This is a genomic window from Microcystis sp. M20BS1 (assembly GCF_020245305.1).
GTDB classification, from domain to species: domain Bacteria; phylum Cyanobacteriota; class Cyanobacteriia; order Cyanobacteriales; family Microcystaceae; genus Microcystis; species Microcystis ichthyoblabe_A.
This window is the reverse complement of sequence record NZ_JADBUZ010000247.1, coordinates 1-13,956: the sequence shown is the minus strand read 5'-3', so window position 1 is coordinate 13,956 and position 13,956 is coordinate 1. Positions and strand designations below refer to the sequence as shown.

17 protein-coding genes are annotated in these 13,956 nt (G+C 42.2%); 8 read left to right on the top strand and 9 right to left on the bottom strand.

Annotated elements, in window-relative coordinates:
• Window positions 1-406 precede the first annotated feature (406 nt).
• Window positions 407-2,002: an SUMF1/EgtB/PvdO family nonheme iron enzyme gene (locus IM507_RS23120; RefSeq protein ID WP_287637810.1), complete on the bottom strand. Its 1,596-nt coding sequence runs from the start codon at window positions 2,000-2,002 to the stop codon at window positions 407-409.
• A gap of 399 nt (window positions 2,003-2,401) precedes the next feature.
• On the opposite strand from IM507_RS23120, the gene hemC reads away from it, so the two are divergent.
• Complete coding sequence (gene hemC, locus IM507_RS23115; protein ID WP_016516933.1) at window positions 2,402-3,361, top strand: hydroxymethylbilane synthase; 960 nt, start codon at window positions 2,402-2,404, stop codon at window positions 3,359-3,361.
• 323 nt (window positions 3,362-3,684) lie between these two features.
• Here hemC and IM507_RS23110 read toward each other — a convergent pair whose 3' ends face one another.
• The gene (locus IM507_RS23110) at window positions 3,685-3,996 is read right to left on the bottom strand and encodes a ferredoxin (protein ID WP_069474278.1); all 312 of its coding nucleotides are present in this window, start codon (window positions 3,994-3,996) and stop codon (window positions 3,685-3,687) included.
• A 1,043-nt stretch (window positions 3,997-5,039) separates the two neighbouring features.
• Here IM507_RS23110 and ndhC point away from each other — a divergent pair.
• The 3 genes from ndhC to IM507_RS23095 are packed head-to-tail and all read left to right on the top strand — an operon-like array spanning window position 5,040 to window position 6,697.
• Complete coding sequence (gene ndhC / locus IM507_RS23105) at window positions 5,040-5,402, top strand: photosynthetic/respiratory NAD(P)H-quinone oxidoreductase subunit C (protein WP_002739390.1); 363 nt, start codon at window positions 5,040-5,042, stop codon at window positions 5,400-5,402.
• Between the two features lie 47 nt (window positions 5,403-5,449).
• Window positions 5,450-6,193, top strand: a complete 744-nt coding sequence (ndhK, locus tag IM507_RS23100) for a photosynthetic/respiratory NAD(P)H-quinone oxidoreductase subunit K (RefSeq protein WP_123231271.1) — start codon at window positions 5,450-5,452, stop codon at window positions 6,191-6,193.
• Complete coding sequence (locus IM507_RS23095) at window positions 6,194-6,697, top strand: NAD(P)H-quinone oxidoreductase subunit J (protein ID WP_002738424.1); 504 nt, start codon at window positions 6,194-6,196, stop codon at window positions 6,695-6,697.
• A 171-nt stretch (window positions 6,698-6,868) separates the two neighbouring features.
• Here the strand turns inward: IM507_RS23095 and IM507_RS23090 are convergent, their stop codons facing one another.
• Complete coding sequence (locus IM507_RS23090; protein WP_287637809.1) at window positions 6,869-7,738, bottom strand: alpha/beta fold hydrolase; 870 nt, start codon at window positions 7,736-7,738, stop codon at window positions 6,869-6,871.
• 257 nt (window positions 7,739-7,995) lie between these two features.
• Between IM507_RS23090 and IM507_RS23085 the strand changes: the two genes are divergently transcribed.
• Window positions 7,996-8,913, top strand: coding sequence for a histone deacetylase family protein (locus IM507_RS23085; RefSeq protein WP_287637808.1), 918 nt, complete (start codon window positions 7,996-7,998; stop codon window positions 8,911-8,913).
• A gap of 115 nt (window positions 8,914-9,028) precedes the next feature.
• Complete coding sequence (locus tag IM507_RS23080) at window positions 9,029-10,222, top strand: Coenzyme F420 hydrogenase/dehydrogenase, beta subunit C-terminal domain (protein ID WP_002756066.1); 1,194 nt, start codon at window positions 9,029-9,031, stop codon at window positions 10,220-10,222.
• A gap of 129 nt (window positions 10,223-10,351) precedes the next feature.
• Here the strand turns inward: IM507_RS23080 and IM507_RS23075 are convergent, their stop codons facing one another.
• On the bottom strand, window positions 10,352-10,606 hold the full coding sequence (locus IM507_RS23075) for a type II toxin-antitoxin system RelE family toxin (RefSeq protein ID WP_002738377.1): 255 nt from the start codon (window positions 10,604-10,606) through the stop codon (window positions 10,352-10,354).
• Window positions 10,603-10,812 (bottom strand): hypothetical protein, encoded by a 210-nt coding sequence (locus IM507_RS23070; RefSeq protein WP_002738788.1) that lies wholly within the window; start codon window positions 10,810-10,812, stop codon window positions 10,603-10,605. Before IM507_RS23070 ends, IM507_RS23075 begins: the two co-directional genes overlap by 4 nt.
• A 226-nt stretch (window positions 10,813-11,038) precedes the next feature.
• Between IM507_RS23070 and IM507_RS23065 the strand changes: the two genes are divergently transcribed.
• Together IM507_RS23065 and IM507_RS23060 are read left to right on the top strand one after the other, a co-directional pair.
• Complete coding sequence (locus tag IM507_RS23065) at window positions 11,039-11,251, top strand: type II toxin-antitoxin system HicB family antitoxin (protein ID WP_002738920.1); 213 nt, start codon at window positions 11,039-11,041, stop codon at window positions 11,249-11,251.
• Window positions 11,251-11,475, top strand: coding sequence for a type II toxin-antitoxin system HicA family toxin (locus IM507_RS23060; protein ID WP_002739026.1), 225 nt, complete (start codon window positions 11,251-11,253; stop codon window positions 11,473-11,475). The genes IM507_RS23065 and IM507_RS23060 overlap by 1 nt, the downstream gene beginning before the upstream one ends.
• Before the next feature lie 154 nt (window positions 11,476-11,629).
• Here IM507_RS23060 and IM507_RS23055 read toward each other — a convergent pair whose 3' ends face one another.
• The 4 genes from IM507_RS23055 to IM507_RS23040 form a co-directional block, all read right to left on the bottom strand.
• Window positions 11,630-11,845: a tetratricopeptide repeat protein gene (locus IM507_RS23055; RefSeq protein ID WP_130756321.1), complete on the bottom strand. Its 216-nt coding sequence runs from the start codon at window positions 11,843-11,845 to the stop codon at window positions 11,630-11,632.
• A 2-nt stretch (window positions 11,846-11,847) separates the two neighbouring features.
• Window positions 11,848-12,273 (bottom strand): type II toxin-antitoxin system VapC family toxin, encoded by a 426-nt coding sequence (locus tag IM507_RS23050; RefSeq protein WP_002756072.1) that lies wholly within the window; start codon window positions 12,271-12,273, stop codon window positions 11,848-11,850.
• Window positions 12,274-12,308: 35 nt separating this feature from the next.
• Window positions 12,309-12,548, bottom strand: a complete 240-nt coding sequence (locus IM507_RS23045; RefSeq protein ID WP_002735146.1) for a hypothetical protein — start codon at window positions 12,546-12,548, stop codon at window positions 12,309-12,311.
• Window positions 12,549-12,930: 382 nt separating this feature from the next.
• The coding region (locus tag IM507_RS23040) for a tetratricopeptide repeat-containing protein (protein WP_287637807.1) at window positions 12,931-13,956 on the bottom strand (1,026 nt) is incomplete at its 5' end.

The window sequence follows — 13,956 nt, the reverse complement described above, 5'->3', positions numbered from 1 at the left end:
TCATCAAATTAGTCCCCCCATAGAACCCCCTTGAGCCATCTTGCACACTTTTCTCTTTTTGTCAAATTTTATGTTAAGAAAGATGTGACTAATGGATAGCTTATTAAGGGGGGACTAAGGGGGGATCGGCACCCCCCTTATTAAGGGGGGACTAAGGGGGGATCGGCACCCCCCTTATTAAGGGGGGACTAAGGGGGGATCGAACCTAAAATCCATTTTTAATTTAATTATAACCAGCTACTTATAGGACTATAACCTCCTTAAACTGCTCCCAAAAAGGCAAAAGCTCCCCAGGACGCACCCTAGAAAATCTCAAAAAAAAATCGACCCGCCGCTAGGCGGGAAAGAAAGAGAAAAATTGAAAAATAGGGAATGAGGGTAAAAAGGGAAAAAAAGGGAAAAAGGGTTACAGAGTCCTCCCAGCACCGCACACCACCCGAAAACCGATGTCGTCGTAGCCGTCGCGGTAGAATTCGTCGCGGTAAGCGGAACGGCAGTAAGATGGATTGAAGGACCAAGAACCGCCCCTCGGACACTTGAGATGAGAACGATTATCATTATTGATAGGCCACGCAGATCCATCCTTTGGCGCTCCGATATAGTTATCGTGCCAATCGTCTTCGCACCACTCCCAAACATTGCCACTCATGTCATACAGTCCCCAAGCATTGGGCTGTTTCTGGCCCACAGGATGAGTTGTCTTCTGAGAATTTCCGTCATACCAAGCGTAATCTCCTAACTGATTAGCATCATCACCGAAATAATAGCGAGTAGTTGTCCCCGCACGACAGGCATATTCCCATTCCGCTTCTGTCGGTAGGAGATAGGTTTTCCCAGTTATTTGACTCAATTTCTGACAAAAGGCTTGAGCATCGTTCCAACTAACCCTTTCTACCGGATTTTGGGGATTGTTTTGAAACTCAGAGGGATTGGTTCCCATTACCGCTTCATATTGTGCCTGAGTCACTGGATATTTGCCAATCGCAAAACTGTTGACTTTAACTTGGTGTGGAGGCTTTTCATAATCACTGTCAGCAGATCCCATGAGAAATTGACCTGCTGGTAAGCTCACCATCTCCAGTGTGACTCCGTTGGATATTTTTTCGGTAAATGGAGTAGGTGAAGCAATTAGGGGTATTGGTGAAACAGGCTTTTTGACTGCTGCCGGTGCTGGTGGAGGTGACGGGGGAGAAGTCCATCCCAGAGGTTGTAAGGCATTTAAAACCTGTTGTGCTGTCCATCTTTGTTTTCTATCTTTTTGCAAACACCCTTCAATAATCTGTTTAAACTCTTTCGGTAAACTGGGGATTTGTAGCTCACAATTCATCACCTTCGCCATTAACTGGTTAATATCATTATTAAACTTATAGGGAAGTTGATTAGTCGTCATTTCGATTAACATAATACCTAATGACCACAGATCCCAAGCTGATGAAATATCCCCCCTAAAGGCTTCGGGAGGCATATAAATAATTGTACCGCTATTGTGGACGGTTTGAGTGTGGCTTTTGTTATTTAAAGTTCTAATTAAGCCAAAATCTGCTAACTTGTATTGTTGATTAACCTTGAGGATATTACCCGGTTTTAAATCTCGATGCACTTTATTTTGTCCATGAAGATAATTTAAACCTTGGGCGACTTGAGCAGTAATATTTTTAATCTCATCCGCTGACAAACCGCCTTTGGCGATGTGATTTTCTAGGCTACCCTGTGCCAATTCCATCACTAAATAAAGCATCTCCGTATTGAAAAAAGTAAATTCCCCCACTGAATAAGCCTTAATTAAATTAGAATGTTCTAACTTTCTGGCATTTGTTAACTCAATTAATTTATCATCGCTACTTTCGGGGATAACTTTAACAGCAACTTCTTGAACCGATGTATTTCTGACCATTTCACTAGCATGAAATACACCCCCAAAACCACCCGCACCGAGAAACTTATTAAGACGATAAGGGCCTATTTGTTGCCCTTCCAACATCTTCATCATTTGGTCTAGCATAATAACTCCTGAATTAAGTAGGTAGGCGTTAAAAATTATCAGATGCCCCCCTTATTAAGGGGGATCCCCCCGCCTATCGGCACCCCCCTTATCAAGGGGGGCAGGGGGGATCGAACCTAAAATCCATTTTTAATTTAATTATAACCAGCTACTTTAGCCAATTTGTCCGTTCAAACATTGTCATTAGTTAGACCCTGTTGCAACGTTTGTCCCTCTATTTTAATCTAGGCTTTCAGCTTTGCTGTCAGTGGGGAATAATGCTCACCCTATGTGCCTAAAAATATTAAGAGATGTAACTATTTATGCCTAACCTAGAAAGTGATTACTCAACAGGGGTGAGATCAGGATAGTCTAGATCGAGCAGTCAGATAGATGTTTAGTTAAATTCCTACTTCAGATATGTCCGTTTCTAGTCCTCCTCGTTCCCTGCGTATCGGTTCGCGTAAAAGTCAGTTAGCCCTAGTACAAACCTATTGGGTACAGGCAGAATTGAGTAAACACCACCCCCATCGACAGTTTGAGGTGGAGACGATGAGTACCCAAGGCGATAAAATTCTCGATGTGGCCCTGGCGAAAATCGGTGATAAGGGTTTATTTACCAAAGAATTAGAAGTGGGAATGTTGGATAGATCGATCGATCTTGCCGTCCATTCTCTCAAGGATCTGCCCACTAATTTGCCCGAAGGCTTAATCTTGGGTTGCGTCACGGAAAGAGTGAATCCGGCCGATGCTTTGGTGGTCAATAACCAAAACCAAGACTATCAATTAGACACTTTACCGGAAGGTGCGGTGGTGGGGACCTCTTCCCTGCGGCGATTGGCCCAGTTGCGTTACCATTATCCCCATCTGACTTTTAAAGATGTGCGCGGCAATGTTAACACCCGTCTGGCAAAACTGGACGCGGGAGAATACGACGCGATTATTCTGGCAGTAGCGGGACTAGAAAGGTTAGGATTAGGCGATCGAGTTCATCAGGTTATTCCGGCGGAGATTTCTCTCCATGCGGTGGGACAGGGGGCTTTAGGGATAGAATGCCGCGATGCTGATCCGGAGGTTTTGGAAGTCCTAAAAGTGTTGGAACACGCCCCTAGTCGCGATAGATGCTATGCTGAACGCGCTTTTTTACGCGAGTTGGAGGGGGGTTGTCAAGTTCCCATCGGAGTAAATACGGCGATCGAGGATGGTATCCTAACTTTAACGGGTATGGTGGCTAGTCTCGACGGTAAGCGCCTGATTAAGGACTCGGTTAGCGGTGATCCTAGCCATGGGGAAGTCTTAGGACGAGATTTAGCCCATAAAGTGCGCGAGGCTGGTGCTGGAGAGATTTTAGCCGAGATTTTCGCTGAAGTGGGCCGATAATTAGTGATCAGGGGGAAATTCAGCTACTTTTTCCCTGAAAATTAGGTAATTGACCCCCTCAAAATCGGTAAAACCCCACACCCCACACCCTACACCCTACACCCTGCCCCTAGGAAAAACTTTTTCAGCAAACCCTAATTAGTGATCAGCGCCCATTAACCCTACACCTCACACCCTGCCGCTGCAGGATTAATTTTTGGGCTTTATCTCACTGTCGAGTCAAGAGGCAAAAATACAAATAAAGCGAGAACTGTCGCCCTTGCAGTTCCCGCTCTATTATTGTTGTATTGTTGGAGTATCTAACCCCCGAATATTGAGTTAAATTAGTACAAATCTTCTTCTTTGTGGGTGACGATCACACAGTCAGAAGTAGGATAGGCCACACAGGTGAGGACATAACGCGCTTCAATTTGATCGTCATCTAAGAAGGATTGCTCGGATTGATCAACGCTACCGGATTCGATTTGACCAGCGCAAGCAGAACAAGCACCAGCACGGCAAGAAAAGGGTAAATCTAATCCTTCTTTTTCCGCTATCTCGAGAATATATTCATTATCGGGAACATCAATTTCATAATCGCCCTTGGGTGTTTTCAGGGTGACTTTATAAGTGGTTGTCTTTATTTTCTTTGCCATAGGTTGTTCCTCAGTCTCAAAATGCCTTCTCTCCCCGTTTAGACTGAACGGGTCGAATGAGTTTCCTTTTTGATACTACGCGAAAATTTACCCAGCTTAACTTAGCATTAGTAATGACAGCCTTAAATAAACTTAAAATAATATTTACTTATCACTTTAGCAGATTAGCTGTTTAATTAAAAGTTGATACAATAGCCTAGTCTCATAAAATAAAAGTCTGCATAGCCTATCCTTCCCTAATGCCTTAAAAAGGGTTGATTCGGAGAAATAGTGCCAAGAGCGTCAGCAGACAACTGAGAACGCACCAAACCGAAGAAAATCTAGTAGAAATGATTTGGCTACAGTTAACAAGTCTTTTGAGCAGATTTTAGGGGATGGCGAAAAGTTTTCTTGTGGTTAAACGACTGTTCGAGTTTTTTGTAAATTTCAATTATTGAATTTTCCTAACCTTAAAAAATACGATACCTTTTCACATTTTATTTAAGGATGCTATAGCTAACAAAGTTAATCCGAATGGGGATTGGAAATTGTACTCGTCACTATTTAAATTGTCATCGTCATGATCTAATCAGTTAAGAGATTTAGCAAAATTTCCGGGGGTCAGTTTTAGTAACTGCATAATGATATATTGTCTTAAGCGATCGCGGCTTTGAGCCAGTGCATTAACAAAAAAACTATAATCCGGTGGACAGCATTTCTGATAATTTACACTGCCTAGGGGAAATTTTAGTACAAATGCTCGAACTTACCACTCTGGTACTCATTGAGATAGTCAACAGCTGATCGCAGCCAATTCTTTTTTACCATATTTAGCTACACTTTGCTTCCCATAGGGATTGTAGGCTTCCTTGTCACCCCGTCAGAGTTAAGAGCAAAACAGAGACAGAAGCGAAGCTCAACCCGATGATTAGCTAATGGTATCGATAAACATCTTCAATGCTGCTTTTGAGAAGGAGAGGGGTTGCTAAAGCCTCTATAATAAGTAGCCATAGAGATGCCGACAACTTCCCCTGTCGATAGCGAATAAGGAGAAAAAAAACCCAGTGTTTGTCCTCAAAGGTTACGAGTATTTTCTAGGATTTCTGCTCGCTTGCAGTTTAGTACCAATCCTATCCCTAACGGCCTCCAAAGTCCTGCGGCCTAGTGGTGGCGGTCCGGAAAGACGCACCACCTATGAATCGGGGATGGAACCGATCGGCGGTGCTTGGATTCAGTTTAACATTCGTTATTATATGTTTGCCCTCGTTTTCGTGGTTTTTGACGTGGAAACCGTCTTTCTCTACCCTTGGGCAGTAGCTTTCAATCAATTGGGCCTATTAGCTTTTGTAGAAGCATTGATCTTTATTGCTATCCTTGTGGTTGCTCTCGTCTATGCTTGGCGGAAAGGAGCCTTAGAATGGTCATAACGGCCATAATTTTCCTTATTTTTGACTTTTGATGAGAGGATAACCCGATGAGTCCCAACCCTACCAGCGAATTTAAGCAAATTATCGAACAACAAAGCGAAAAAATCCTCAATCCCATCGAACGCACGAAAGTTACCCAGGATTTATCGGAAAATGTCATTCTCACTACCGTTGATGACCTGTATAACTGGGCGCGTTTGTCAAGTCTTTGGCCGATGCTATACGGTACAGCTTGCTGTTTTATCGAGTTCGCGGCCTTGATTGGTTCCCGTTTTGATTTCGATCGCTTTGGTTTAGTTCCCCGTTCTAGTCCCCGGCAAGCCGATTTAATCATCACTGCCGGTACAATTACCATGAAAATGGCCCCCGCTTTGGTGCGTCTGTACGAAGAAATGCCGGAACCCAAATACGTTATCGCCATGGGTGCCTGTACGATTACGGGAGGAATGTTCAGCAGTGACTCCACCACCGCAGTCAGAGGGGTAGATAAACTTATCCCCGTGGATGTCTATATACCCGGTTGTCCCCCCCGTCCGGAAGCGATTATCGACGCGATTATTAAACTGCGGAAAAAAGTCGCTAACGAATCTATTCAAGAACGCGGGACTGTTCTCCAGCAAACCAATCGTTATTACAGCACCACCCACAAAATGCAGGCCACGGAACCGATTCTTACGGGTAAATATCTACAATCGGCTACCCGTCAAACACCTCCGAAAGAGTTACTAGAAGCCACTGGTATGCCTGTTCCTCCCGCTCTTTTGACCACGAAACAAAAGGAAGAAATCTAAATGACTGAAGAAACCACAGCTATTGTGCAAGCTGGCCCCACTTCGATTTGGTTAAGCGAAAATGGTTTTGATCATCAAGCTTTAGAAGCTGACCATAGTGGTGTGGAATTGATTAAAGTAGAAGCAGAATTTTTAATTCCCCTGGCCACTGCTTTATTCGCTTATGGCTTTAATTATCTCCAATGTCAGGGCGCTTACGATTTGGGACCGGGTAAAGAATTAGTTAGTTTCTATCATCTGGTCAAAGTAACCGATAATGTCGATAGTCCCGTGGAAGTGCGCTTAAAAGTTTTTCTTCCTAGAGATAATCCCCGGGTTGCTTCGGTTTACTGGATTTGGAAAGCTGCTGACTGGCAAGAACGAGAAAGTTATGATATGTTCGGCATTATTTATGAAGGACATCCCCACCTGAAACGGATTTTAATGCCGGAAGATTGGGTCGGTTGGCCTCTACGCAAAGATTACGTTTCTCCCGAATTCTACGAACTACAGGACGCTTACTAAGTCGAGAATTTAATCACTAATTAGGTTATGGATCCTATGGGGTTGGAAGATATTTCTAGCCCGATTTTTTTTTGATACTAAATCCGTTGAGTATGGACTACATATCAGGACAGGCACTCATGCAAAACGGAGAATAAATAATCAGTTTTTAATAACAGGATTTAGTATTACTTAGCCGAGAAAATCCTCGATCGCCTGTGCTGTCTCTTCCGGTGCCTCTTCCGGTAAAAAATGACCACTGGCGATCGCCTGTCCCGTGACTTGATTAGCTAACTGCTGCCAAAGAGCGATCACATCGTATTGACGTGCAATAAAACCTTTTTTTCCCCAAAGAACCAAGAGAGGAGAGGAAATTTTTCGGTCTAGATCCTGACGATCATGCTCTAAATCGATGGTAGCGGCGGCCCGATAATCGGCACAGGTGGCGGTTATCGTCCTTAAATCTCGAAAACAACGCCGATATTCCCCCAAGGCTTCCTCTGTAAAAGCGCTAAAATCTCGCCCCCAACTTTGCAAGCAATGGTGCAGATAATAATCGGGATTAGCGGCGATCAGGGTTTCGGGACAAGGGGAAGGCTGAATCAAGAAAAACCAATGATAGTAGGCAGTGGCAAAAGTTTGATCAGTAGCCTCGTACATCGCCAGCGTCGGTGCTATATCGAGTAAAACGAGTTTTTTGACCTTTTCGGGAAAATCAAGGGCGAGACGGTGGGAAACTCGCGCCCCTCGATCGTGGCCGATCAGATAAAACTCCTGATAACCCAATTTTTCCATCAGCAACACCTGATCGAGGGCCATCACCCGCTTGCAATAATTGCTAGAATCCTCTAGGGGTAAGGGTTTATCGCTATCCCCGTAGCCGCGCAGATCCGTGGCGATCACCGTAAAATTGGCCGCTAATCGGGGGGCGATTTTATGCCACATTTGATGGGTTTGGGGATAACCATGCAGCAAAAGCAGCGGAAAACCGCACCCACCTTTGACACCATTGATAGTAATGCCATTAACTTCTAGCTGAAATTTCCGAAAATTTGTCAGCATTTTTGCTTCCTGTCACCTTAGGGGGAGATAATTGCATCATCCGGCAAAAGTGACCCAATCAGTAAAGTTTTTTCACTATAGCCGCTCAAGCCCCTGTTTTTCTGGTAGATTGAAACCATTAGGTTGCTCAAAAACCAGCGAGTTAAGCAGTTAGGTGTTAAAAACTGTCAGATCCCCCCGCCTATCGGCAGGGGGGATCGAACCAAAAATCTATCTTCAATTTAATTATAACCAGCTACTTAAGCAGTAATTTGATTATGATCTCGATTATCTATTCCGATGAATTTCTCGATCACGATACAGGTATTTACCATCCCGAAAAAGCGGCGCGTTTAACGGCAATTGTCGAGGCTTTAAAACCAACAGAATGGCAGTCAAAACTAACATGGCATTTACCCACACCGATCGAAATTCGCGACGAAGTAATCCCTTTGATTAAACAAGTTCATAATCAAGATTATGTTGATAGATTGCGGCGAATTTGTCAACGGGGTGGGGGAAGATTGGATGCCGATACTCCCGTTTCTGCGCGTAGTTACGATGTGGCGTTACTAGCGGTTAGTGGCTGGTTAGATGGAGTCGATCGAGTCTTATCTACTGGCGATCCTGCCTTTATTTTAGCCCGTCCCCCCGGACATCATGCCACTTCTAATTATGGCATGGGTTTCTGTCTGTTTTCTAATGCTGCTATTGCCGCTTATTATGCTTTGGAAAACAAAAGAGTGCAAAAAGTAGCGATTCTTGATTGGGACGTGCATCACGGCAATGGCACCCAGGATATAGTCGAAAATCATCCCCAGATTGCCTATTGCTCCCTCCATCAATTCCCGTTTTATCCCGGCACGGGAGAAGCGAGAGAAAAAGGGGAGTTTAATAATGTTTTGAATATTCCCTTACCGTCAGGAAGTACGATTAAAGATTATCAAGAACATTTTGAGGGGCAAGTCATACCTTTTCTGAAAAATTTTCAACCGGATTTAGTGATTGTTAGTGCTGGATATGATGCCAATCAAGCGGATCCTCTGGCGGGAATTTGTTTACACCCACAGGATTATGGAATTTTAACCAAATACCTCTTAACTCTCAATAAACCGCTGCTTTTCGGCTTAGAAGGTGGTTATGATTTAGAAACTTTAGCGGCTTCCGTCGTCGCCACCTTAGAAGCTTTGCTCTGATCCTATTCCGGGTAATCGTTACATTTCTTTAAAAAGATTGCTAACAAAGTGATGGAATGCGGTAAGGTAAACGATCGATAGAAAAAAACCCTTGACCTAGTTGCCTTTTAAGATTATGAACTCCCTTGCGCCCCACCTAAAAGCCAAAGCCCTCAAACCCAATAGTCGTCGTCCTGCCAAAGAATTGTGTAGCGAGTGCGGACTTTGTGACACTTATTACATTCACTATGTTAAAGAAGCTTGTGCTTTTCTTAATCAACAAATCGCCGATTTAGAAGCAGCAGCACACGGCAAAAGTCGCGACTTAAATCAGGAAAATGATCTCTATTTTGGCGTTCATCAAGAGATGATGGCTGCCAAGAAAAAACAAGCTATTCCAGGGGCGCAATGGACAGGAATTGTCAGTACAATTGCCTGTGAAATGCTCAATCGTGGTTTAGTAGAAGGGGTGGTTTGTGTGCAGAATACCGCCGAGGATCGCTTTCAACCGCAGCCGATTCTCGCCCGTACCACGGAAGAAATTCTCGCCGCTAAAGTCAATAAACCGACTCTTTCTCCCAATTTATCAGTCCTAGAAGAAATTGAAAAATCGGGCATGAAACGGTTATTAGTTATCGGAGTTGGTTGTCAAATTCAAGCCCTAAGAGCAGTAGAAAAAAAATTAGGCTTAGAAAAGTTATATGTCTTAGGAACTCCCTGCGTCGATAATGTCACCCGCTCAGGACTACAAAAGTTTTTAGAAACTACCAGTCGTTCCCCAGAAACTGTGGTTCATTACGAATTTATGCAGGATTTTCGGGTACACTTTCAACACGAAGACGGCTCGATAGAAATGGTTCCCTTTTTTGGCTTAAAGACTAATAAGTTAAAAGATGTTTTTGCCCCTTCCTGTATGACTTGTTTTGATTATGTTAACTCCCTTGCTGATTTAGTTGTGGGCTATATGGGCGCACCTTTTGGCTGGCAATGGATTGTCGTTCGTAATAATACGGGCAAGGAAATGTTAGAGTTAGTTAAAGATCAATTAAATACCCAAGATGTTATGTCTAGTGGTGATAGAAAACAGGCGGTACAAAATAGCATTCCTGCCTATGATAAAGGTGTAACCTTGCCGATGTGGGCGGCAAAAATGATGGGAGTAGTAATTGAAAAAATCGGGCCTAAAGGGTTAGAATATGCTCGCTTTTCCATCGATTCTCACTTTACCCGTAATTACCTTTATGTTAAACGTAATTATCCTGAAAAATTAGCGGCTCATGTTCCTGAATATGCTAAAAAGATTGTGGAACAGTATAAATTGCCCGATTAATTATTCACTTGCTTGGGCGGGGTAATAGAGAAAAATTACCCCGCTTTCTTAAGATTTTTAGCTGATTTGTACCTTTCTTAAAAATAATATAATAATGCTAATATTGTTGAAGGAAGATGTTACAGAGGTTCAATAAGCATCTTTTCGATGAATACTACTCAATATGATAATAAGCATTTCCTTATCTTGAATTCTATAAATGATGCGATAATCCCCTATTCTAATTCGGTAGGTGTCATCATATCCTTTGAGTTTCTTGACTCCGTTAGGACGAGGTGTATCGGTAAGTAGTCTAATGGCAGTAATTAAGCGTTCGCGTTGTTGTTTGGGTAAGTTGTTTAGTTGTTTTTGAACTGGTTTCGGAATAATAACTCTGTAGTTCACGCTTGGGTTGCCTCATATTCTTCGAGGGTTAGATAGTCTCCTGCTTGATAAGCTGATTCAGAAGCGATTATGTTAGCTTGCTCTTCTTCTGTAATTTCTATTTCAGTATGTCGTTCTTTGATAAAGAGCAAAAAGTCAAGTAATTGAGTCAAAAGGGTGTCAGGTGTCTGCTCGATTTCTTTAATTAGTTGTTCTTTGAGTGTCATAGCTTTATCAGTTATCAGTTATCAGTGATTAATTCAATCATAGTCAATGATAGGTGATGCGTTACGACTAAATCTGGATGTTGTCAAAATTTCTCTTGACAAAAGCCTCTTGACATGATATTATATTCATAATGGAAAATCCTTGCGCCTACAGACCCTATTTTCAAGTCTCAATAATCGCCAATAAAAGCTTAGATAGCGATAATTTTTTTAAGGATTGAGAACCATGAACTATCAAAGAGAGTTTTATGTTGTCATTGAACGAGATGAGGATGGATATTATGTTGGGGAAGTTCCTCAACTTCGGGGTTGTTACAGTCAAGGGGAAACGATTGATGAATTGATGAAGAATATCAGGGAAGTGATTGAACTTTGCTTGGAAGATGACAATCCGGAAGATGTGTCGAAGTTTGTTGGAATTGAAAAGGTGTCTATCTGATGCCAAAATTACCGATATTAACCGGTGATGAAGTTATCAAAGCTTTAACGAGAATAGGGTTTCAATCTATCCGACAAAAAGGAAGTCATCTGCGCTTAAAACATGAAGATGGAAGAGTTGTCACCGTACCGGTTCATCGGGGGAAAACTGTCGGGAAAGGATTACTCCTAAAAATTTTACGCGATGCTGAACTGACACAAGAAGAATTCATTCGTCTGCTGTAATTCCCATCTTGATTTAAGCTTCATGTCCCCGTTTTTCTGGATGTTGTTAAAATTTCTCTTGACAAAGGCGACTTGACATGATACTATATTCATAATGGAAAATCCGTGCGCCTACAGACCCTCTTTTCCAAAGCATTCAAACTCTATCTTAATTCTACTTGCCAGAGTTGGGACAACATAGTTTTATATTCTCCATAATCGTTTGAGTATGGGGATGATTTTCCCCTAATCCTTCTCTGAAAATATTAATCGCTTCTAGATAGAGAGGTTCCGCTTCTGTGTACCTGTCTTGGGAGTAGTACAAGTGTGCTAAATTGTTGAGGGAAGTTGCCACATGGGGATGATTGTCTCCTAGTAGTTGTTGTCTCAATTCTAATGTAACTCTATATTTTGAAATAAAATGAAAAATCCTTCTTGTGTAAAATGCTTATCGTGGGTAAGAATTTCATTTATATTCATTTGGCGCATTGTTTGCATGGATATACAATCTGTTAAGCTGTAATCTTTATCTGGACGATTTTGATATAAATCTAATCCTGATTGGAACGTCTGATGAGTTTGAGGTATAACTAAGATTTGGGGATTATTTTGTAAGCCTCTAATAACTTGTAAGGTTTTTCGTCTAACTGACATTCCATAAGCAGATAGATTGTTGAAAACTTCAATAAAGACTTCATCGGTTGTCACTATTGTTACCTGCTGGAGTTTCCTTGTCATTTCTATAGCTTTCTCATGCCAATCATCACGATTGTTAATGAGAGCAACCCAATAAAATGTGTCTGCAAAGATGGTTTTCATTGCTATGATACTATAAACTTTAGTTTCGGCTTTGCTTAGGATTTGGGAACTCCATAAAGATAATGATCATGTTGATTAGCAAGATCTATAGGCAACTTTTCTAAGTCGTCATTGTCTAATGGCATCTCTTCCAGAAGCTTTAATATTGCCTCCCCTACATTACTTTCAGATTTAGCATAACTAGCTTGTGCTGAAAGGAGGAAGTTCAAAGTTTCTTCTATTAAAGAATCCGGTGCTTGTTCAATCTCTTGCAATAGTCTCTCTTTAGTGTTCATGGTTTTATTCCTTGCTAATCAGTTATCAGTTATGGCTCTCTTGGATTTGGTGGGTAAAATGTATTCTAAGATACAGTCCTACTGGCGAGGGAATGGAAGGAACCACAAAGGCACAAAGGACACAAAGATCGATTATGTTGTAGGTTAAGCTTATCGCACAGGGTCTGGAAGATTCCTATAATAAGTCTAAGCTGTGATTTGAATGATTGAGTGAATGCTATGATTGTGTTGTATTTGGCAAGTCTTTATCAATGATCAATTATAGTCTATCCCATAATTCCATAAATCACAGTTAAGACTGTTTTCAGGGATGAGGGGGTTTTGGTTTCAACATCTCCACCACCTCATCGGGAAACCGTTGTCTTAATTCTGCTTCGGGTAATTACGATAACATCCTCAGATAATTCCGATAAACGGTTTGGGTATGGGGATGATTTTCCCCTAATCTTTCCCTGAAAATATTAATCGCTTCTAGATAGAGAGGTTCTGCTTCTGTGTACCTGCCTTGGGAATTGTACAATGCTGCTAAATTGTTGAGGGAAGTTGCCACATCGGGATGATTGTCTCCTAAGAGTCGTTTTCTCAAATCTAAAGCTTCTAGATAGAGAGGTTCCGCTTCTTTGTACCTGCATTGGGAACGGTACAATAGTGCTAAATTGTTGAGGGAATTTGCCACATCGGGATGATTGTCTCCTAAGAGTTGTTTTCTCAAATCTAAAGCTTCTAGATAGAGAGGTTCTGCTTCTGTGTACCTGCCTTGGGAACGGTACAATGCTGCTAAATTGTTGAGGGAAGTTGCCACATCGGGATGATTTTCTCCTAAGAGTCGTTTTCTCAAATCTAATGCTTCTAGATAGAGAGGTTCCGCTTCTGTGTACCTGCCTTGGGAACGGTACAATAGTGCTAAATTGTTGAGGGAATTTGCCACATGGGGATGATTGTCTCCTAAGAGTTGTTTTCTCAAATCTAATGCTTCTCGATAGAGAGGTTCCGCTTCTGTGTACCTGCCTTGGGAACGGTACAATTCTGCTAAATTGTTGAGGGAACTTGCCACATCGGGATGATTGTCTCCTAAGAGTCGTTTATACAAATCTAAAGCTTCTAGATAGAGAGGTTCCGCTTCTGTGTATCTGCCTTGGGATTCGTACAATAGTGCTAAATTGTTGAGGGAATTTGCCACATCGGGATGATTGTCTCCTAAGAGTCGTTTTCTCAAATCTAAAGCTTCTAGATAGAGAGGTTCCGCTTCTGTGTACCTGCCTTGGGATTGGTACAATCCTGCTAAATTGTTGAGGGAATTTGCCACATCGGGATGATTGTCTCCTAAGAGTCGTTTTCTCAAATCTAAAGCTTCTAGATAGAGAGGTTCCGCTTCTGTGTACCTGCCTTGGGATTGGTACAATCCTGC